Source organism: Microbacterium trichothecenolyticum, assembly GCF_041938625.1.
GTDB classification, from domain to species: domain Bacteria; phylum Actinomycetota; class Actinomycetes; order Actinomycetales; family Microbacteriaceae; genus Microbacterium; species Microbacterium trichothecenolyticum_D.
Genome location: NZ_CP169427.1, coordinates 2,037,521 through 2,055,967, shown reverse-complemented (window position 1 = coordinate 2,055,967; position 18,447 = coordinate 2,037,521). Strand labels below are relative to the sequence as shown.

At 70.9% G+C, this 18,447-nt stretch carries 20 protein-coding genes; 13 read left to right on the top strand and 7 right to left on the bottom strand.

Annotated features, from left to right (window positions below; all coding sequences use genetic code 11):
• Positions 1-73: 73 nt before the first annotated feature.
• A complete protein-coding gene (locus ACEYYH_RS09365; RefSeq protein ID WP_374977909.1) occupies positions 74-805 on the top strand; it encodes an exonuclease domain-containing protein in 732 nt (243 codons plus the stop codon).
• 66 nt (positions 806-871) lie between these two features.
• On the opposite strand, the gene ACEYYH_RS09360 is transcribed toward ACEYYH_RS09365, so the two are convergent.
• The 3 genes from ACEYYH_RS09360 to glgA all read right to left on the bottom strand — a co-directional run bounded on the left by ACEYYH_RS09360 (position 872) and on the right by glgA (position 3,236).
• The gene (locus ACEYYH_RS09360; RefSeq protein ID WP_045302322.1) at positions 872-1,126 is read right to left on the bottom strand and encodes a type B 50S ribosomal protein L31; all 255 of its coding nucleotides are present in this window, start codon (positions 1,124-1,126) and stop codon (positions 872-874) included.
• A gap of 121 nt (positions 1,127-1,247) precedes the next feature.
• Positions 1,248-2,033: an ABC transporter ATP-binding protein gene (locus tag ACEYYH_RS09355; RefSeq protein ID WP_374977908.1), complete on the bottom strand. Its 786-nt coding sequence runs from the start codon at positions 2,031-2,033 to the stop codon at positions 1,248-1,250.
• Positions 2,034-2,042: 9 nt separating this feature from the next.
• Entirely contained in the window at positions 2,043-3,236 is a 1,194-nt protein-coding gene (gene glgA / locus ACEYYH_RS09350; RefSeq protein WP_374977907.1) for a glycogen synthase, read from the bottom strand.
• A 48-nt stretch (positions 3,237-3,284) separates the two neighbouring features.
• Between glgA and ACEYYH_RS09345 the strand changes: the two genes are divergently transcribed.
• The 3 genes from ACEYYH_RS09345 (at position 3,285) to ACEYYH_RS09335 (ending at position 5,983) form a co-directional block, all read left to right on the top strand.
• Entirely contained in the window at positions 3,285-4,529 is a 1,245-nt protein-coding gene (locus ACEYYH_RS09345; protein WP_374977906.1) for a glucose-1-phosphate adenylyltransferase, read from the top strand.
• 42 nt (positions 4,530-4,571) lie between these two features.
• Complete coding sequence (gene serB / locus ACEYYH_RS09340; RefSeq protein ID WP_374977905.1) at positions 4,572-5,213, top strand: phosphoserine phosphatase SerB; 642 nt, start codon at positions 4,572-4,574, stop codon at positions 5,211-5,213.
• 62 nt (positions 5,214-5,275) lie between these two features.
• Entirely contained in the window at positions 5,276-5,983 is a 708-nt protein-coding gene (locus ACEYYH_RS09335; RefSeq protein WP_374977904.1) for an alpha/beta fold hydrolase, read from the top strand.
• Positions 5,984-6,063: 80 nt separating this feature from the next.
• Here ACEYYH_RS09335 and fabG read toward each other — a convergent pair whose 3' ends face one another.
• Complete coding sequence (gene fabG, locus ACEYYH_RS09330; protein WP_374977903.1) at positions 6,064-6,774, bottom strand: 3-oxoacyl-ACP reductase FabG; 711 nt, start codon at positions 6,772-6,774, stop codon at positions 6,064-6,066.
• Between the two features lie 127 nt (positions 6,775-6,901).
• Between fabG and ACEYYH_RS09325 the strand changes: the two genes are divergently transcribed.
• The 4 genes from ACEYYH_RS09325 (at position 6,902) to ACEYYH_RS09310 (ending at position 9,000) form a co-directional block, all read left to right on the top strand.
• Positions 6,902-7,414: a DUF4190 domain-containing protein gene (locus ACEYYH_RS09325; RefSeq protein WP_374977902.1), complete on the top strand. Its 513-nt coding sequence runs from the start codon at positions 6,902-6,904 to the stop codon at positions 7,412-7,414.
• Positions 7,415-7,481: 67 nt separating this feature from the next.
• Positions 7,482-7,883 carry a DUF3099 domain-containing protein gene (locus ACEYYH_RS09320; RefSeq protein ID WP_374977901.1) on the top strand — a complete coding sequence of 134 codons (402 nt, stop codon included), beginning with the start codon at positions 7,482-7,484 and terminating at the stop codon, positions 7,881-7,883.
• Positions 7,880-8,110, top strand: coding sequence for a hypothetical protein (locus ACEYYH_RS09315; RefSeq protein ID WP_374977900.1), 231 nt, complete (start codon positions 7,880-7,882; stop codon positions 8,108-8,110). Before ACEYYH_RS09320 ends, ACEYYH_RS09315 begins: the two co-directional genes overlap by 4 nt.
• A complete protein-coding gene (locus ACEYYH_RS09310; RefSeq protein WP_374977899.1) occupies positions 8,107-9,000 on the top strand; it encodes an SURF1 family protein in 894 nt (297 codons plus the stop codon). Before ACEYYH_RS09315 ends, ACEYYH_RS09310 begins: the two co-directional genes overlap by 4 nt.
• 88 nt (positions 9,001-9,088) lie before the next feature.
• On the opposite strand, the gene ACEYYH_RS09305 is transcribed toward ACEYYH_RS09310, so the two are convergent.
• On the bottom strand, positions 9,089-10,687 hold the full coding sequence (locus ACEYYH_RS09305; RefSeq protein ID WP_374977898.1) for an ABC-F family ATP-binding cassette domain-containing protein: 1,599 nt from the start codon (positions 10,685-10,687) through the stop codon (positions 9,089-9,091).
• Between the two features lie 197 nt (positions 10,688-10,884).
• Between ACEYYH_RS09305 and ACEYYH_RS09300 the strand changes: the two genes are divergently transcribed.
• Genes ACEYYH_RS09300 through ACEYYH_RS09280 form a run of 5 tightly spaced genes read left to right on the top strand, consistent with a single transcriptional unit; the run spans position 10,885 to position 15,805 of the window.
• Entirely contained in the window at positions 10,885-11,919 is a 1,035-nt protein-coding gene (locus ACEYYH_RS09300) for an iron-siderophore ABC transporter substrate-binding protein (RefSeq protein ID WP_374977897.1), read from the top strand.
• A 43-nt stretch (positions 11,920-11,962) separates the two neighbouring features.
• The gene (locus ACEYYH_RS09295; protein ID WP_374978195.1) at positions 11,963-12,988 is read left to right on the top strand and encodes a FecCD family ABC transporter permease; all 1,026 of its coding nucleotides are present in this window, start codon (positions 11,963-11,965) and stop codon (positions 12,986-12,988) included.
• Complete coding sequence (locus ACEYYH_RS09290; protein WP_374977896.1) at positions 12,985-14,034, top strand: FecCD family ABC transporter permease; 1,050 nt, start codon at positions 12,985-12,987, stop codon at positions 14,032-14,034. Before ACEYYH_RS09295 ends, ACEYYH_RS09290 begins: the two co-directional genes overlap by 4 nt.
• Positions 14,031-14,894, top strand: a complete 864-nt coding sequence (locus ACEYYH_RS09285) for an ABC transporter ATP-binding protein (RefSeq protein ID WP_374977895.1) — start codon at positions 14,031-14,033, stop codon at positions 14,892-14,894. The genes ACEYYH_RS09290 and ACEYYH_RS09285 overlap by 4 nt, the downstream gene beginning before the upstream one ends.
• A gap of 2 nt (positions 14,895-14,896) precedes the next feature.
• A complete protein-coding gene (locus ACEYYH_RS09280; protein WP_374977894.1) occupies positions 14,897-15,805 on the top strand; it encodes a siderophore-interacting protein in 909 nt (302 codons plus the stop codon).
• A 15-nt stretch (positions 15,806-15,820) separates the two neighbouring features.
• Here ACEYYH_RS09280 and ACEYYH_RS09275 read toward each other — a convergent pair whose 3' ends face one another.
• Together ACEYYH_RS09275 and ACEYYH_RS09270 are read right to left on the bottom strand one after the other, a co-directional pair.
• The gene (locus ACEYYH_RS09275; protein ID WP_374977893.1) at positions 15,821-17,200 is read right to left on the bottom strand and encodes an MFS transporter; all 1,380 of its coding nucleotides are present in this window, start codon (positions 17,198-17,200) and stop codon (positions 15,821-15,823) included.
• A 55-nt stretch (positions 17,201-17,255) separates the two neighbouring features.
• Complete coding sequence (locus tag ACEYYH_RS09270) at positions 17,256-18,422, bottom strand: MalY/PatB family protein (RefSeq protein ID WP_374977892.1); 1,167 nt, start codon at positions 18,420-18,422, stop codon at positions 17,256-17,258.
• Positions 18,423-18,447 lie beyond the last annotated feature (25 nt).

Here is an 18,447-nt window from a genome sequence, read left to right as displayed (position 1 = left end):
GCGTTCCCCGGGGCTCGGCTGTGCGCGGAGCGCCTCCGGTCCGATGTCGGAGGCGACGCATACCGTGAACGGCATGAGTCACCCGCATCCCGAACAGCTTCCGCTGTGGGATGTGCCGGACTGGGTGCGCATGGTCGGCGTGTTCGACCTCGAGACCACCGGTATCGACGTCACCGCCGACCGCATCGTGACGGCGCACGTGGGCCTTCTCGATGCCGCCGGCCGCGTCATCCGTGCCCGCGACTGGCTCGCCGACCCCGGCGTCGAGATCCCCGAGGGCGCGAGTGCGATCCACGGCATCTCGACGGAGCACGCACGGGCGAACGGCCGGCCCGCCGCCGAGGTCGTGGGGGAAGTCGTCGCGGCCGTGCGCGCACTTCTGGACGCCGGCATCCCGGTGGTCGCGTACAACGCGCCGTTCGACTTCTCGCTGCTGAAGTACGAGTCGCTGCGGCACGGCGTCACGCCGATCGAGAACCCGTCGCCCGTCATCGATCCCCTCGTGGTCGACAAGGCGTACGACCGGTGGCGCAAGGGCAAACGCACCCTCGAAGTGGTCGCGGCCCACTACGCCGTTCGGCTGGACGCCGCGCACGAGGCGTCGGCCGACGCGGTCGCGGCCGGCCGCGTCGCCCAGGCGCTCGCCGAGCGCTTCGCGCCGTGGCTGCCCGAGACCGTGCACGAGCTGCACACGCGCCAGATCGGCTGGGCCCGGGCGCAGGCCGAGAGCCTCACCGAGTACTTCATCCGCATCGGGCGGATCGACCCCGACGACCGTCTCGACGGGCGCTGGCCGATCCGCTGACGGGCGTCCCCACTCGTCCCGGAAACGCAGAAGGCCCCGCCGAAGCGGGGCCTTCCGGGCGGCTGCTTACTTGGAGCCGCCGAAGTTCTTGAAGCGCTGGTTGAACTTCTCGACACGACCGGCCGAGTCCATGATGCGCTGCTTGCCCGTGTAGAAAGGGTGCGAGGCCGACGAGATCTCGACGTCGATGACGGGGTACTCGACGCCGTCGAGCTCGATCGTCTTGTCGCTGGTCACCGTCGAGCGGGTGAGGAAGGTCTCGCCCGAGCCGAGGTCACGGAACACGACGGCCTGGTAGTCCGGGTGGAGGTCAGTCTTCATGATGGTCCTTTGAGGATGGTGCCCTGGATTTTGCCAGGGCGGTCAAAGTCTGCGGTGCGAATGCACCAAAGAGAAATTCTACCAGTCTCCGGCGCGGACGCCGAACCGACCGGCTCGCGGCTCAGTGCGCGGCGCGCGCGGCGTAGCGGCCACCCTCTTCGCTGAGGCGGATCGGAACGCCGAAGGTGTCGGTCAGGGCCTCGGCGGTGAGGGTCTCGCGGATGGGACCGGCCGCCACCGCCTGCCCGTCGCGAAGCAGCAGCACGTGCGTGAATCCGATGGGGATCTCTTCGACGTGGTGGGTGACCATGATCATCGCCGGCGTCGTGGGCGCCTGCGCGTAGCCGCCCAGCAGGATGAGGAGCTCTTCGCGGGCACCCAGGTCCAGGCTGGCCGTCGGCTCGTCGAGGAGCAGCAGTTCGGGGTCGGTCATCACGGCGCGGGCGATCTGGACGCGCTTCTGCTCGCCGTCGCTGAGCGTGCCGAACGTGCGGTCGGCGAGATGGTCGAGCTTCCACTCCGCGAGCACGCGCAGCGCGCGCCGCTCGTCGATGTCTTCGTAGTCCTCGCGCCAGCGGCCGAGCACCGAGTACGCCGCCGTCAGGACGACGTTGAGCACGGTCTCCTCCGGCGGCACGCGACGCGCCATCGCCGAGGAGGCGAACCCGATCCGGGGCCGCAGTTCGAAGACGTCGGTGCGGCCGAGGCGCTCACCGAGGACGCTCACGACACCCGACGTGGGGTGCAGCAGCGTGTCGGCCATCTGCAGCACGGTCGTCTTGCCGGCGCCGTTGGGCCCGAGCACCACCCAGCGCTGGTCGTCGTTGATGGTCCAGTTCAGGTGATCGACGATGTTCCGGGCGTTTCGGCGGACGACGACGTCGGAGAACTCGAGCACCTGGGGCATGCTGACAGCCTATCGGCCGCCGGCGACCACCTCCGCGTACAGGGCGGCCGTCTGATCGGCGATGCGCTGCCAGCTGAAGTCCTCGGTCGCGCGCTTGCGACCGGCGACGCCGTACTCGCGCGCGCGGTCCGGATCGCTCACGACCTCGGTCAGCACCCGGGCGAGATCCGACACGTACTGCTCGGGGTCGGTCGGGGTGCCCGTGCCGTCCTGCACCTGCTCGATCGGCACCAGACGGCCGGTGACGCCGTCGACGACGACCTCGGGGATGCCGCCGGTCGCCGTCCCGACGACGGCGGCGCCGCACGCCATGGCCTCGAGGTTCACGATGCCGAGCGGCTCGTAGACCGACGGGCAGACGAAGGTCGTCGCCGCACTCAGGATGGTGCACAGCTCGTGCCGCGACAGCATCCGATCCAGCCACACCACGCCCTCGCGGGTCTCCTGCAGACCGCGGACGAGCCCCTCGACCTCCGCCATGATCTGCGGTGTGTCGGGTGCACCGGCGGCGAGGATCACCTGCACGTCGGCGGGAAGGCGCTCTGCGGCGCGGAGGAAGTAGGGCAGGCCCTTCTGCCGCGTGATGCGTCCGACGAAGACGACCGACGGCTTCGCCGGGTCGATCCCGAGCTCCGCCAGGAGCGCCGGATCCTCGACGGGGTGCCACGCCTCGACGTCGATGCCGTTGTAGATCACCCGCACACGGTCGGGGTCGAGCGACGGGTAGCTGCGGAGGATGTCCTCCCGCATGCCGTTGCTCACCGCGACGATGGCCGCGGCGCTCTCGTACGCCGACTTCTCGATCCAGCTCGAGACCGCGTACCCGCCGCCGAGCTGCTCGGCCTTCCACGGCCGCAGCGGCTCGAGGCTGTGGGCCGTCACGATGTGCGGGATCCCGTGCAGCAGCGACGCGAGGTGCCCGGCGAAGTTGGCGTACCAGGTGTGGCTGTGCACGACGTCGGCGCCGGCGACATCGGTCACGATCTCGAGATCCGTGCCGAGCGTCTGCACCGCGGCGTTCGCGGCGGACAGCTCCGCGGGCACGCCGTACGACGCGGTGCCCTCCTCGTCGCGGGAGGCGCCGAACGCGCGCACCCGGACATCGATGCTCGAGCGGAGCGCCTTGACGAGCTCCGTCACGTGGACACCGGCGCCGCCGTAGATCTCCGGCGGGTACTCCTTGGTGACGATGTCGACTCGCATGTGTCGAACGCTAGTACACGGGCCGGAACGCGTCATAGTGTGGGTCGCATGCCAGCTGCACCCAAGGTCTTCGGAATCATCCTCGCCGGCGGCGAAGGGAAGCGGCTGATGCCGTTGACCGCGGATCGCGCCAAGCCCGCCGTCCCTTTCGGGGGGCAGTACCGGCTCATCGACTTCGCCATCTCGAACCTGATCAACTCAGGTCTCAGGCAGATCGTGGTGCTGACGCAGTACAAGTCCCACAGCCTCGACCGCCACATCTCGCAGACCTGGCGGATGTCGGCGCTCCTGGACTCCTACGTCACCTCGGTCCCCGCGCAGCAGCGCCTCGGCAAGCGCTGGTTCTCGGGATCGGCGGACGCGATCCTGCAGAGCCTCAACCTCATCAACGACGAGCAGCCCGACATCGTCGTCGTGATCGGCGCCGACCACGTCTACCGCATGGACTTCCGGCAGATGCTCTCCGCCCACATCGAATCGGGCGCTCGGGCGACGGTCGCCGGCATCCGTCAGCCGATCTCGCTCGCGAACCAGTTCGGCGTCATCGACGTCGACTCCGAGGACCCGGTGCGCATCCGCGAGTTCCTCGAGAAGCCGCAGAACGCCGTCGGCCTGACCGATGCGCCCGACCAGGTGCTCGCCTCGATGGGCAACTACATCTTCGACACCGACGCGCTCATCGAGGCCGTCGAGTCCGACGGGGAGCTCCCGACGTCGAACCACGACATGGGCGGCGACATCATCCCCTACTTCGTCGACCGCGGCGAGGCGGGCGTCTACGACATGAACCGCAACGACGTGCCGGGGTCGACCGACCGCGACCGTTACTACTGGCGCGACGTGGGAACCATCGACTCGTTCTTCGACGCGCACCGCGATCTCATCTCGACGCTGCCGGTGTTCAACCTGTACAACATGGACTGGCCGATCCACTCGCAGTCGGTCAACTCCCCGCCGGCGAAGTTCGTGCGCGATTCGGTCGGCCGCATCGGCAACGCGATCGACTCGATCGTGTCGCTCGGTTCGGTGCTGTCGGGCACGCATCTCGAGCGCAGCGTGGTGGGCCCGTGGACGCTGGCCGGCGGCGGGTCGACGATCACCGACTCGGTGCTGTTCGACCACGTGCAGGTCGGCGCGGGCGCCCGCGTGCACCGCGCGATCCTCGACAAGAACGTGGTCCTCGAAGACGGCGCGACCGTGGGCGTCGACCGCGACAAGGACCTCGCGCGCGGCTTCACGATCACCGACAGCGGCATCACCGTCGTCGGCAAGGGGTTCCGCGTCGAGCGCTGACACACGGCGGGGGCGGCATCCGGCTCCCGCTAGCGTGGGAGCATGCCTGTCGCCCCCGCCCGCTTCCTCGTCGTGCTCGACGCCGACTCCACGCTGATCCGCAACGAGGTCATCGAGCTGATCGCCGACGAGGCCGGACGCGGCGCCGAGGTCGCCGCGGCGACCGAGGCCGCGATGCGCGGCGAGGTCGACTTCGCGACGAGCCTGCGCTCGCGTGTCGAGGCGCTCGAGGGCGTGCCGGTGACCGCGTTCGCGCGCGTGCTCGCGCGCATCGAGCCGACGCCGGGCGTGCGTGAGCTGGTCGCGGCCGTGCACGAGCGCGGCGGCGCCGTCGGCGTGGTGTCGGGCGGGTTCCACGAGATCCTCGACACCGTCGCCCCCGACCTCGGCGTGGACGTGTGGCGTGCCAACCGGCTCGCGACGAGCGACGGCGTGCTGAGCGGCACCGTCGACGGCGGGATCGTGGATGCTGCGGGCAAAGCCGCCGCCCTCCGGGAATGGGCCGATGAGCGCGGCGTGCCCCTCAGCCGAACGCTGGCGATCGGCGACGGCGCGAACGACCTCGAGATGATGGCCGTCGCCGGGCTCGGCGTCGCCTTCAACGCGAAGCCCGCGGTGCGCGAGCGCGCCGACCTGGTCGTCGGCCCGGTCGACCTCGCCGAGGTCATCCCGCTGCTGCCGTAGAGGGCTCCCCCGCTCCGCGCACGGGGTGTTCCGATGTCGGGCGCCGTCGATAGCGTCGGAGCATGCACATCATCCTCGTTCCCGGGCTGTGGCTCGACGCGTCGTCCTGGCGCGACGTCGACCCCGCTCTCGAGTCCGCCGGCCATCGCACGCACGCGCTCACCATGCCGGGCGTCGGCGCGCCCGGCACCGAATCCGCCGGCATCGGCATCGCGGACTGGGTGGCGACGACCGTCGCCCAGATCGACCGTCTCGACGGGCCGGTCGTGCTCGTCGGGCACTCCGGCGGCGGCAACGTCGTCTATGGCGCCGTGGATGCCCGACCCGACCGGGTCGCGCACGTCGTGTTCCTCGACACGTTCCCGCCCGGCGACGGCGGCTCGATCTCCGAGTTCCCCGTCGTCGACGGCGTGATCCCCTTCCCCGGGTGGGACTTCTTCGACGATTCCGACGTCGCCGATCTCGATCCGCAGACGCGGGCGGATGCCGCGGCCCGGGCGAAGTCGGTGCCGGCCAAGGTACCGACCGATCCGATCCGGCTCACCGACGAGAAGCGGCGCACGGTGCCGGCGACGATGATCACCGGAACGGTGCCGGCGGCGCAGGTCCGCGAGATCATCGCGGCGGCGCCGCCGTGGGCGGCCGAGCTCGCGGCGCTCGAGCACCTCGACATCATCGAGCTCGGTGCACCCGGAGACCCCACCGGCCACTGGCCGCAGTTCTCGCGGCCTGGCGCCGTCGCCGAGGCGATCCTCCAGGCGATCGGCTGAACGCCGACAGGCTCAGCGGCCGGACCGGTCGCTGAGCCTGTCGGAGCGGGCTGAGCCTGTCGAAACGGACGGCCGCGGGGTCAGTGCCCCATGCCGAGGCCGCCGTCGACGGGGATCACAGCGCCGGAGATGTAGGCCGCGTCGTCCGACGAGATCCACGTCACGACACCCGCCACCTCGGCGGGGGAAGCGAAGCGCCCGGCGGGGATGCTCTTCTTGTACTCGGCCTGCGTCTCGTCCGAGAGCTCAGCCGTCATGTCGGTCTCGATGAAGCCGGGCGCCACGACGTTCGCCGTGATGCCACGGGCGCCGAGCTCACGGGTGAGCGAGCGGGCGAATCCGACCAGCGCACTCTTGGAGGCGGCGTAGTTGATCTGGCCTGCCGAGCCGTAGAGCCCGACCACGCTCGAGATCAGCACGACGCGGCCCCAACGGGCGCGCAGCATCCCCTTGGAGGCGCGCTTGACGACGCGGAACGCACCGCCGAGGTTGGTCGAGACGACGCTGTCGAAGTCGTCCTCGGTCATGCGCAGCAGGAGGGTGTCCTTCGTGATGCCGGCGTTCGCGACGACGATCTCGACCGGGCCCAGGGTGTTCTCGACCTCGGTGAACGCGGCGTCGACGGCGGCAGCATCCGTCACGTCCGCTCGCACGGTGAGAGTGCCCTCGGGGCCTTCGCCGGAGCGTGCGGTGACGGCGACCCTGTACCCCTCGGCGACGAAGCGCTCCGCGATGGCGCGGCCGATGCCGCGGTTTCCGCCGGTGACGAGGACGACGCGATCGGTGGACATGGTGGCACTCCCGGGGTTGTGGCGGATCCGCACCAGCCTACCGGCGCGGTCCCGTCGGGCCCGCCTGTTTGACACCCCCGCCACGCCGCTGGGACTCTGGTCCGAGACACCGAAGAAAGGCCTCGCCGTGAGCGACAACACCTCGCAGAACCCCGCCCCGGAGCCCGGCGCATACCCGCCGGTTCCGCCCGCTCCGTCGGCGGATCAGCCCGCCCAGCCGGCCGCCGGCGCGTATCCGCCGCCCGCTCAGGGCGCCTATCCCCCGCCGGCCTACGGCGCCCCCGCGGCCCCCGCGTACGGCAGCGCTCCCGCGTACGGCGCGGCCCCGGCGTACGGCGCCGCACCCGGCTACGGGTACGGCGCGCCGGCGAAGACCAACACCCTCGCGATCGTGTCGCTCATCGCATCGATCTCGAGCTTCGTGATCCTCCCGTTCATCGGCTCGATCGTGGGCGTCATCACCGGCCACATGTCGCTGAACCAGCTCAAGACGAGCGGTGAGCAGGGGCGCGGCATGGCGCTCGCCGGCACCATCGTCGGGTGGGTCGGACTCGGGCTCTCGATCCTCGGCATCATCGCGGCGATCGCGTTCTTCGCCTTCTTCGCCTCGATGTACCAGCAGTACGGCACATACTCCTGAGCCGCTCCGCCCCGGGACCCGTTCCCGGGGCGATCCGGCGGCGCAACCGGCGTACCCTGGAAGTACCGTGAAGAGTTCCAGCCACGCCCCGTCGGCGACATCCCTGCCGCGTTCACCGCGCGACGAGATCGACGCGCGTTCGACCCGGTATCTCGTCACGATGGGCATCCGCGTCGTGTGCTTCATCCTCATGGTCGTCATCACGCCGTACGGCTGGTACACCTGGGTCTTTGGCGCGGCGGCGATCTTCCTCCCCTACATCGCGGTCGTCTCCGCGAACGTCGGGCAGGAGGCACGGCGCAACCGTCGCGAGGACCCGGAGCCTGCGCTTCCCGCCGCTGCGTCGGTCTCGGCCGCGACCGACACCCGGGTGATCCGCATCGAGGAGACCCGCGCGCTCCCGGCCGACGAGAAGCGCACGGACGAGAAGCGACCGGGAACCGACGACGAGGCGGATCCCACCGTATGAGCGACGCCGGACCCGACCAGGTCGCCGACGCGGTCTGCTCGCGCGCAGGATGCCGCGCCACGGCGAGCTGGCGCATCGATTGGCGCAATCCTCGCATCCACTCGGAGGATCGCCGCAAGACGTGGGTCGCGTGCGACGAGCACGTGGGGTATCTCCGAGAGTTCCTGGCTGCGCGCGACTTCCCGGTGACCGTCGCCCCGCTCACCTCGACGGAGGCCGCACGATGAGCCCCCGCGCCGTCAGCATGCAGAACCTGCCGCGCGCGGGCCGATGGGCGATCTACATCGCCCTCGCCGCGGTCTTCGCCATCGCGTGCGCCTTCCTGTCGAACTGGCAGTTCACGCGCAACCAGGAGCGCTCGGGGCAACTCGCGCTCGTCGCCGAGAACTACGACGCCACGCCGGTGCCCCTGGCCGACCTCATCCCCGCCGACGGCGAGTTCTCGCCGGAGGACGAATGGCACCCGGTAATCCTCACCGGGACGTACCTCGCTGGCGAGCAGCTCCTGGTGCGCAACCGCCCCCACGGCGGCACCTCGGCCTTCGAGGTGCTCGTGCCCTTCCGCCTCGACGACGGCCGCGTGCTGCTCGTCGACCGCGGCTGGGTCCCCCCGGGCCAGGATCAGCCCGTTCCCGACGCGGTCCCCGCGCCCCCGACCGGCGAGGCGACCGTGATCGTGCGGCTGCGACCGGGAGAGGCCCTGCCGTCGTCAGGCCGCTCGGCGCCCGAGGGTCAGGTGCCCACGATCAACCTCGGTCTCGTCGCCGACACGCTCTCCCCCGCCGCGGGCGACGCCCTCGAGCAGAGCGCCTACGGCGTCATGATGTCGGAGGACCCGGCGCCGGCGACCGCGCCGACGGCCCTCGAGCCGCCCTCGGAAGACCCCGGACCCCACCTCTCGTACGCGATCCAGTGGATCCTGTTCGCCGTGATGGGGTTCGTCTTCATCGGCTACGTCATCCGCACCGAGCGCCGTCATCGCCGCGAGGACGCCGAGGATGCGCGCTCGGAGGACGGCGGAACGGATGCTGCCACCCCTGCGCCGCCGGCACCGCGCCGTCGCCGCGATCGCGACGCCGAGGACGAAGACGCGCTGCTCGACGCCGCCGGCCGCTGACACGCCGTCGGAACCCGCCTACGCGAGCGAGACGGGTTTCGATACGCCGCGGCTGAAGCCGCGGTTACTCAACCACCGTACTTCTTGGTCACGCAAGCGTGACCAAGTCGGCGTAGTCGCGGCCCCAGATGTCTTCGACGCCGTCGGGGAGGATGAGCACGCGCTCGGGGTTGAGAGCCTCGACGGCCCCCTCGTCGTGCGACACGAGCACGACGGCGCCCTCGTAGTGCGCGAGCGCGCCGAGGATCTCTTCGCGGGAGGCAGGGTCGAGGTTGTTGGTGGGCTCGTCGAGCAGCAGCATGTTCGCCGACGACACGACGAGTGTCGCGAGCGACAGTCGCGTCTTCTCGCCGCCGGAGAGGACGCCGGCGGGCTTCAGCACGTCGTCACCGGTGAACAGGAACGAGCCGAGCACCTTGCGCGCCTCGGTCGCCGTGATGTTCGGCGCCGCCGACATCATGTTGTCGAGCACCGAGCGCGAGACGTCGAGGTTCTCGTGCTCCTGCGCGTAGTAGCCGATCTTGAGGCCGTGGCCAGGCTCGAGCTGCCCTGTGTCGGGCTGGTCGACGCCGGCGAGGATGCGCAGCAGGGTGGTCTTTCCGGCACCGTTCAGGCCGAGGATCACGACCTTGGAACCGCGGTCGATCGCGAGGTCCACGTCGGTGAAGATCTCGAGCGAGCCGTACGACTTCGACAGGCCTGACGCCATGAGCGGCGTCTTGCCGCAGGGTGCGGGCTTCGGGAAGCGCAGCTTCGCGACGCGCTCCTCCTGGCGCACCTCGTCCAGGCCTGCCAGCATCTTCTCGGCGCGCGCCACCATCTGGTGCGCGGCGGCCGCCTTGGAGGCTTTGGCGCCGAACCGGGCCGCCTGCTGCTGCAGCACGGTGGCCTTCTTCTCGACGTTCGCGCGCTCCTTCTTGCGGCGCTCCTCGTCGGCCACCCGCTGGCGCAGGTAGTTCTTCCAGTTCATGTTGTAGACGTCGATGACCTGGCGGTTCGCGTCGAGATAGAAGACGCGGTTCACGGTCTCGCCGACGAGCTCGACGTCGTGCGAGATGACGATGAGCCCGCCCTTGTAGCCCTTGAGGAACTCGCGCAGCCACACGACGCTGTCGGCGTCGAGGTGGTTGGTGGGCTCGTCGAGGATCATCGTCTGCGCATCCGAGAAGAGGATGCGCGCGAGCTCGATGCGTCGGCGCTGACCGCCCGAGAGGGTCTTGAGCGGCTGGTCGAGGATGCGGTCCGGCAGCGACAGGTTGTGCGCGATCGACGCCGCCTCAGCCTCGGCTGCATAGCCGCCGAGCGCCTCGAAGCGCTCGGTGAGGTTCGCGTACTTGCGCATCGCCTTCGCGGCGACCGCCTCGTCGGCATCGCCCATCGCGAGGGATGCCTCGTGCATGCCGATCGCGAGCGTGCCGAGCCCGCGGGCGTCGAGGATCCGCGTGCGCGCCAGCATCTCGGGGTCCCCCGACCGCGGGTCCTGGGGCAGGTACCCCAGCTCGCCGGAGCGCTCGACCTTGCCGTCGGCAGGGATGAGGTCGCCCGCGAGCACCTTGGTCAGCGTCGTCTTGCCGGCGCCGTTGCGGCCGACGAGACCGATCTTGTCGCCGTCCGACACGCGGAAGGAGACGTCTGACATGAGCACGCGGGCGCCCACGCGGATCTCGAGGTCGTGCACGGCGAGCACAGCGGAAGTCCGATCCGTCGATGGAGATGGGGAGGTGGCCGAACGGCCAGCCTCCCAGTATACGGCCCGGTCTCCTGCGACCACTCCCGCGGAACGATGACGCGGCGGATTCGCACTCTGGGAAACGGCTGGGTAAGGTTGGCCTTACCTAGCCGTTGCTAAGGGCATCCTTACCTAACACTTCCTCGGAGGATTCCGTGCGTCTCAACCGTCCTGCCGCCGCCACCACGATGCTCGCCGTCGCTGCGATCACCCTCGCCGGTTGCGCGAGCGCGGCCGCCGACAACACCGACGACACCGCAGCCGCCGCTTCGTCGGGCGCCGGCTTCCCCGTCACGATCGAGCACGCCTACGGCGAGACCGTCATCGAGTCCCAGCCCGAGCGTGTGGCGACCGTCGCCTGGTCCAACCAGGAGGTGCCGATCGCCCTCGGCGTCGTGCCGGTCGGCATGGCCGAGGTCACGTGGGGCGACGACGACGGCGATGGCGTGCTGCCGTGGGTCGAGGACGCGCTCGAGGAGCTCGGCGCCGAGACGCCCGTGCTCTTCGACGAGACCGATGGCATCGACTTCGAGGCGGTCGCCGACACGCAGCCCGATGTCATCCTCGCCGCGTACTCCGGCCTCACGCAGGAGGAGTACGACACGCTGTCGAAGATCGCCCCGGTCGTCGCCTACCCCGAGGTCGCGTGGGGCACCTCCTACGAGGACATGATCCGCCTCAACTCGCAGGCCCTCGGCCTCGCGGCGGAGGGCGACGCCCTCATCGAGGAGCTGCACGGCGAGGTCGACGCGGCGCTCGCCGACTACCCCGAGCTCGCCGACTCGAAGGTGCTCTTCTCGTACATCGACCCGTCGGACTTCAGCCAGGTGGGCTTCTACACGAGCCTCGACACCCGCCCCGGGTTCCTCGAGGGCCTCGGCTTCCCGGTGCCGGCCGTCGTCGAGGAGGAGTCGGACGGCGTCCAGTTCTACACCTCGGTGAGCGCGGAGCAGGCCGACCGCTTCGCCGACGTCGACGTGTTCGTCACCTACGGCGACGCCAGCGGCTCGATCATCGCGCAGCTGCAGGCCGACCCGCTGCTGTCGCAGATCCCCGCGATCGCCGAGGGCCGCATCGCGATCCTCGAGGAGTCGACTCCGCTTGCGGCGTCCGCCAACCCCTCGCCGCTGTCGATCGGCTGGGGCGTGGACCAGTACTTCGCGCTGCTCAACGACGCCCTCGCCGACTGACGGAGTCCAGGAGCTGGATCGGGTGACTGTCACCGAGACGCGTATGCCGCTGCCGGATGCCGCAACCCTGCGGCGTCCGGCGGCGGTGCGGCTGGCGTGGCTCGCGGTGTCTTTCGCGGTGCTCGCCGCACTGTGCGTCGCGAGCGTCGCGTTCGGCGTGCGCGACGTGGCGCTGAGCGACATCCTCGCCGGCCTCGGCGGCGATACCGGCGGAGTCGCGCAAGCGGCCGTGGTGCAGCGGGTGCCGCGCACCGTGCTCGCGATCCTCGTCGGGGCGTCGCTGGCGATGTCGGGCGCGGCGATGCAGGCGGTCACCCGCAATCCCCTGGCAGACCCCGGCATCCTCGGGATCTCGGGCGGCGCCGCGCTCGCAGTCGTCATCGGCATCGCGTTCTTCGGGATGTCGGACCCGTACGCCTTCATCGCCGCCTCGATCATCGGCGCGGGCGGTGCGGCGGTGTTCGTCTACACGGTCGGCTCCCTCGGTCGTGGTGGTGCGACCCCGTTGAAACTCGCGCTCGCCGGCGCGGCGACCTCGGCTGCGTTCATGTCGCTCGTGAGCGCGGTGCTCCTCCCCCGCGTCGACCTGCTCGAGACCTTCCGGTTCTGGCAGATCGGCGGCGTCGGCGGCGCGACCTGGGATCGCATCGCCACGATCCTCCCGATCCTGGCGGTGGGCGCCGTGATCACCCTCGTGTGCGCGCGCGGCATGAACTCGCTCGCACTAGGCGACGACGTCGCGACCGGCCTCGGCGAGCACGTCTTGCGCACGCGGCTCATCGCGTCGGCGGGCGCCGTGATCCTGTGCGGGGCGGCGGTGGCGATCGCCGGCCCCATCGCCTTCGTGGGTCTGATCATCCCGCACCTGTGCCGCCTGCTGGTCGGCACCGACCACCGATGGCTGCTCCCGTTCTCCGCGGTCGCGGGGGCGGTGCTGCTCGTCGCGGCGGACATCGTCGGGCGCCTCATCGCGCGCCCGGACGAGATCGAGGTCGGCATCCTCACCGCGCTCATCGGCGCCCCGTTCTTCATCTGGATCGTCCGCAGGCAGAAGGTGCGCGAACTGTGAGCGCCGCCACCGTCCTCCGTCCCACGGCGCAGACCGTCGTCGCCGGACGACGGCGCCGCAGCCGTCGACGCACCGTCGTGACCATCGCCCTCGCCGTCGGCGTGGTGCTGGTCTTCGTCGCGTCGCTCATGATCGGGCAGACGTTCTACGGCGTCGACGAGGTCGTCCGCGTCATCCTCGGCGAGACGGTGCCCGGCGCCTCGTTCACCGTCGGCGAGCTGCGCCTTCCACGCGCGGTGCTCGCCATCCTGGCCGGATTCGCGTTCGGCATCGCGGGCGTGACCTTCCAGACGATGCTGCGAAACCCGCTCGCGTCGCCCGACATCATCGGCATCACCGCCGGTGCGAGTGCGGCGGCGGTGTTCGGCATCGTCATCCTGTCGCTCAGCGAGACCGCCGTATCCGTCCTCGCCGTCGTGGGCGGCCTCGCGACCGCGCTCGCCATCTACCTGCTCTCGAACAAGGGCGGCTTCGCCGGGACACGGCTGATCCTCATCGGCATCGGCGTCGCCGCCATGCTCGACGCGGCGGTCACCTACGTGCTGTCGAAGGCCCCGGCGTACGATCTGCAGGCCGCGATGCGCTGGCTCACCGGCAGCCTCAACGGCGCGACGTGGTCCACCGTGCTCCCGCTCGCGATCGCGAGCGTCGTGCTCGTGCCGGCGCTGCTGGCGAAGGGTCGCGACCTGGATGTCATGCGCCTCGGCGACGACGCGGCTGCGAGTCTCGGCATCCGTCTGCCGGGCACCCGCGTGATCGTGATCGTCGCGGCCGTCGCCCTGCTGGCCTTCGCGACGGCGGCCACCGGACCGATCGCGTTCGTCGCGTTCATGGCCGGCCCCATCGCGGCGCGCATCGTCGGGCCCGGCGGCTCGCTGCTGCTGCCGTCGGCTCTCGTCGGCGCACTTCTGGTGCAGCTGTCCGACCTCCTCGGTCAGTTCGCGTTCGACAGCCGATACCCGGTCGGAGTCGTCACCGGCGTGCTCGGTGCCCCGTTCCTCATCTACCTCCTCATCAGGACGAACCGCTCCGGAGGCTCGCTATGACCGAATCCCACAGACTGTCGGCGCGGGGCCTGACGCTGTCGTACGGCGATCGCACCATCGTCGAGGGCCTCGACCTCGTCATCCCGCCCGGCCGCATCACTGCGATCGTGGGAGCCAACGGATGCGGCAAGTCCACCCTCCTGCGCGCGCTCGCGCGTCTCATCTCGCCGCGTGAGGGCCAGGTGATCCTCGACGGCAAGGCGCTGCACGGACGCTCGACGAAGGAGATCGCGCGCACGCTCGGACTTCTCCCCCAGAGCCCCATCGCGCCGGAGGGCATCGCCGTCGCCGATCTCGTCGGCCGCGGACGCCACCCGCATCAGAAGCTGCTGGCGCGCTGGAGCTCGCACGACTACGAGGTCGTCGCGCAGGCCCTCGCCTCGACCGGCATCGAGGAGCTGGCCGACCGGTCGGTCGACGAGCTGTCGGGCGGGCAGCGCCAGCGGGCGTGGATCGCGATGGCGCTCGCGCAGGAGACGGACATCCTGCTGCTCGACGAGCCGACCACCTTCCTCGACGTCGCGCACCAGGTCGAGGTGCTCGACCTCCTCACCGACCTCAACCGCGACCGCGGCACCACGATCGTGATGGTGCTGCACGACATGAACCTCGCTGCGCGTTACGCCGACCACCTCTTCGCGCTGCGGTCCGGCCGCGTCGTCGCGAGCGGTGCCCCCGGCGACGTCATGACCGGCGAGCTCATCCGCGAGGTCTTCGACCTCGACGCGCTCGTCGTGCCCGACCCCGTGTCGGGCTCTCCCATCGTCCTTCCCCGCGGCCGGCACCACGTGTCGCCCCAGGGTCCCGTCGCCGCGGCTCCGCTCGCGGCGACCCCCACCCCCCAGCCGACAGGAGCCTGAAGATGACCGATGCCGACGTGCCCTCCCGCTTCTTCCGTGCGCACGTCACGGCGATCGCCGACGTGACGCCCAGCTTCCGCCGCTTCACCTTCGGCGGCGACGACCTCGCCGACTACGGCGACCCGGGGCTCGACCAGCGCATCAAGATCGTGTTCCCCACGCGCACGCTCGGCCTCGATGCGATGCCTCTCGGCGACGACTGGTACACGCAGTGGCGCGATTTGCCCGAAGAGCAGCGCCTGCCGTTCCGCACGTACACCACGCGCTACGTCCGCAACCACCTCAGCGAGGTCGACGTCGACATGGTCGCGCACGACGTGATCGGGCCCGCCTCCGACTGGATCGATCGCGCCCAGGTGGGCGACGAGGTGCTCATCTTCGCGCCGACCACGGCCCACAGCGGCGTCAGCTTCGGCATCGACTTCGTGCCGCCGGCCCGCGTCGACTCGATCCTGCTCGCCGGTGACGAGACCGCCGCGCCCGCGATCGCCGCGATCCTCGAGCAGCTCCCCCGCGACGCCAGCGGAGTGGTCGCGGTCGAGCTGCCGCACGCCGACGATGCCGCCTACTTCCCGCAGCACCCCGGGTTCGAGTACTGCATCGGGGCACGCGCGGACGGCGAGCGTCACGCGCACCTCGTGGAGTCGGTGACGGATGCTGCGGCCCGCCTGGTGCCTGCGGGCGCCGGCGCGGACGTCGAGGAGGTCGACATCGACACCGACATCCTCTGGGAGGTGCCGCGTACAGCCAAGGGCGGTGCGGCGCTGAAGAGCGCCCGCGTCTACGCATGGCTCGCCGGCGAGGCCGGCGCGATCAAGGCCCTGCGCCGCCACCTCGTGGCCGAGCGCGGCGTGGACCGTCGCGCCGTCGCGTTCATGGGCTACTGGCGCCTCGGACGAGCCGAGAACTGACGCGCTCCGGCAGCTTCAGGCCCGTCGTGGCGCCTCATGCGCATGGCCGAGCCGGAGGCCCGGCACCAGCGCGCCGAGCGCGAGCACGACGGCGATCGCGAAGACGGCCGGGAAGCCGGCATCCGTCCCCACCAGCGCGGTGAAGACGAGACCCATCACCGCGATCGACGACGCCGAGCCGACGGCGTCCGAGATCGACAGCGCCGACGAGTTGAATCCCTGATTCTGCGGCGTCGAGTACGCCAGGGTCAGCACGGTCAGGCGCGGGTACATGAGCCCCATGCCGCCGCCCGCGAGGCCCCACCCGGCGATGAGGACCGCCGCCGGCAGACCGAGGAACGCCGTCGCGGCAGCGATCAGCAGCGCGGTCACGAGGAGCGCGGTGCCGACGAGGGTGATGCGGGTGTTCCCCATGCGATCGCCGACGCGCCCCTGCACGTCGGCGGCAACCGCCCACGCCAGCGCGGCGGCCGTGAGCCCGAGTCCTGCCCACGTCGGCGAGAAGCCGTAGCCGTCGATCAGCAGGTACGGCACGTAGATCTCGGCGCCGAACAGGGCGCCCGCGATGAGTCCGCGCATCAGCACGACGCTCGGCAGGCCTCTCGCGGCGACGAGCGTGGCGCGTGGCAGCAGCGGTCGCGACGCCAGCCCGATGACGACGACGGATGCTGCCACCGCCGCCCACGCCCACGCACCGAGCTCGCCCGCCAGGCTGAGCCCGAGGGCGCCGACGGCCACCGCGACCGCGCACGCGAGGCGCGGTGCGATGCGCTCGGTCGCGGGCTCGTCGGTGTGCAGTGCAAGCCCGTGCAGACGTGCCACCACGAGGACGAACGCGACGACCGTCAGCGCCGCCACGCCGAGGAACACCCACCGCCAGTGCAGGAACTCCGTCACCGCGCCGGCGAGGAAGGGGCCGATGAGCGACGGCACGACCCACGCCGCCGAGAACGCGGCGAAGACGCGGCCGTGCAACGCTGCGGGGTACACCCGGGCCACGACGACGTAGAGGGCCACGGTCTGCCCGCCGGTGCCGAGACCCTGCACCAGCCGGCCGGCGACGAGGACCGGCATGGTGAGGGCGAGGCCGGCGATGAGCAGCCCGACGACGAAGAGCACGACCGCAGTGGTGAGCGGGGCGAGCACTCCGCCGCGATCGCACCAGGCGCCCACCGCCACCATGCCGATGACGCTCGTCGCCAGCGTTCCGGCGAACGCCACGGCGTAGAGGCGCTCACCCTCGAGGTCGGCGCTGACCACCGGCATCACCGTGGTGACGGCGAGCGACTGCATCGCCGCCAGGAAGATCAGCGCGACGGCGCCGACGGTCACCCAGAGGAACCGCGCGCCCCAGATGCCGGAGGCTTCTGCGTCGACGGCGGCCGGAGAGGTCATCCGGCCAGGCTAACCCCTTCGGCGGACGGACCGGGGCCGAGCGGCCGACGTGCGGTCAGCCGCGGGCCAGCACCCCGATCCGCTGCACCGCTTCGCGAAGCAGGTCGGGATCGCAGCCGAAGTTGATGCGCACGTACCCCTTGCCCTCGGTGCCGAAGAGAGGCCCATGGTGCAGGGCGACCTTCGCCTCACGGAGCACCTTCACGGCGGGATTGTCACCCCAGCCGTACGCCGAGAGATCGACCCACGCGAGGAAGCCGGCGTCGGGGGGCAGGTACCGCGCCTGCGGCACATGCTCCGCGAGCAGCTCGGCCAGGAGGAGCCGGTTGGCGTCGAGGGCTGCCAGCAGGCTCTCGAGCCACTCGTCGCTCTCGGCCGAGTACGCGGCGACGTTCGAGAGCGCCCCGAACAGACCCGTGCGCCACTCCACCTCCCACGGCAGGGCGCGGAGCTGCTTCGCCTGGACGTCGCCGCCGCCGACCATGACGGCGCACTTGAGACCGGCCAGGTTGAACGTCTTGCTCGCGCTCGTCACGGCGTAGCCGACGCGCCGCGCGGAATCGGATGCGGCGAGGAACGGCGTGAACGGCTTCTGCGCGTAAGTCAGGGGGCCGTGGATTTCATCGCTGATCACGGTCGCGCCGAAGCCCTCCGCGATGTCGGCCAGTGCCGCCAGCGTCTCGGGTGCGTGCACCGTGCCGGTCGGATTGTGGGGGTTGCACAGCAGCACGGCCCGCGCGCCGCCCGCGAGAGCGGCCTCGACGCCGAGCAGGTCGATCACCCACCCGGTGTCGCCGGCGACCAGCGGAACGCGCTCGACGACGCCGCCCGCCTCCTCCACGGTGTCGTAGAACGGCGGGTACACCGGCGGCATGACCACGACACGGTCACCGGGCTCGATGACGCGACGCAGGATCTCGACCACGCCCATCATCACGTCGCCGGTCCAGAACACATGGGACGGGTCGACGTTCCAGCCCCAGCGCCGCTCGGCGAAGCCCACGAAGGCCTCGCGCACGCCGGGCTCCGGCGGGGTGTAGCCGGTGTCGCCGAGCTGCACGGCACGCGTCAGCACCTCGGTGATGGCCGGGGCGAGGGCGTAGTCCGTCTCGGCGACGAAGAACGGCAGCACCTCTGCGCCGTACTTGCGCCACTTCGTGCTCGTGCGCTGACGCAGCTCGTCGATGGGCAGGGCTCGGAGGGGGGTGACGGTGACGCTCACCCGAAAAGCGTAACGAGCACGGGCG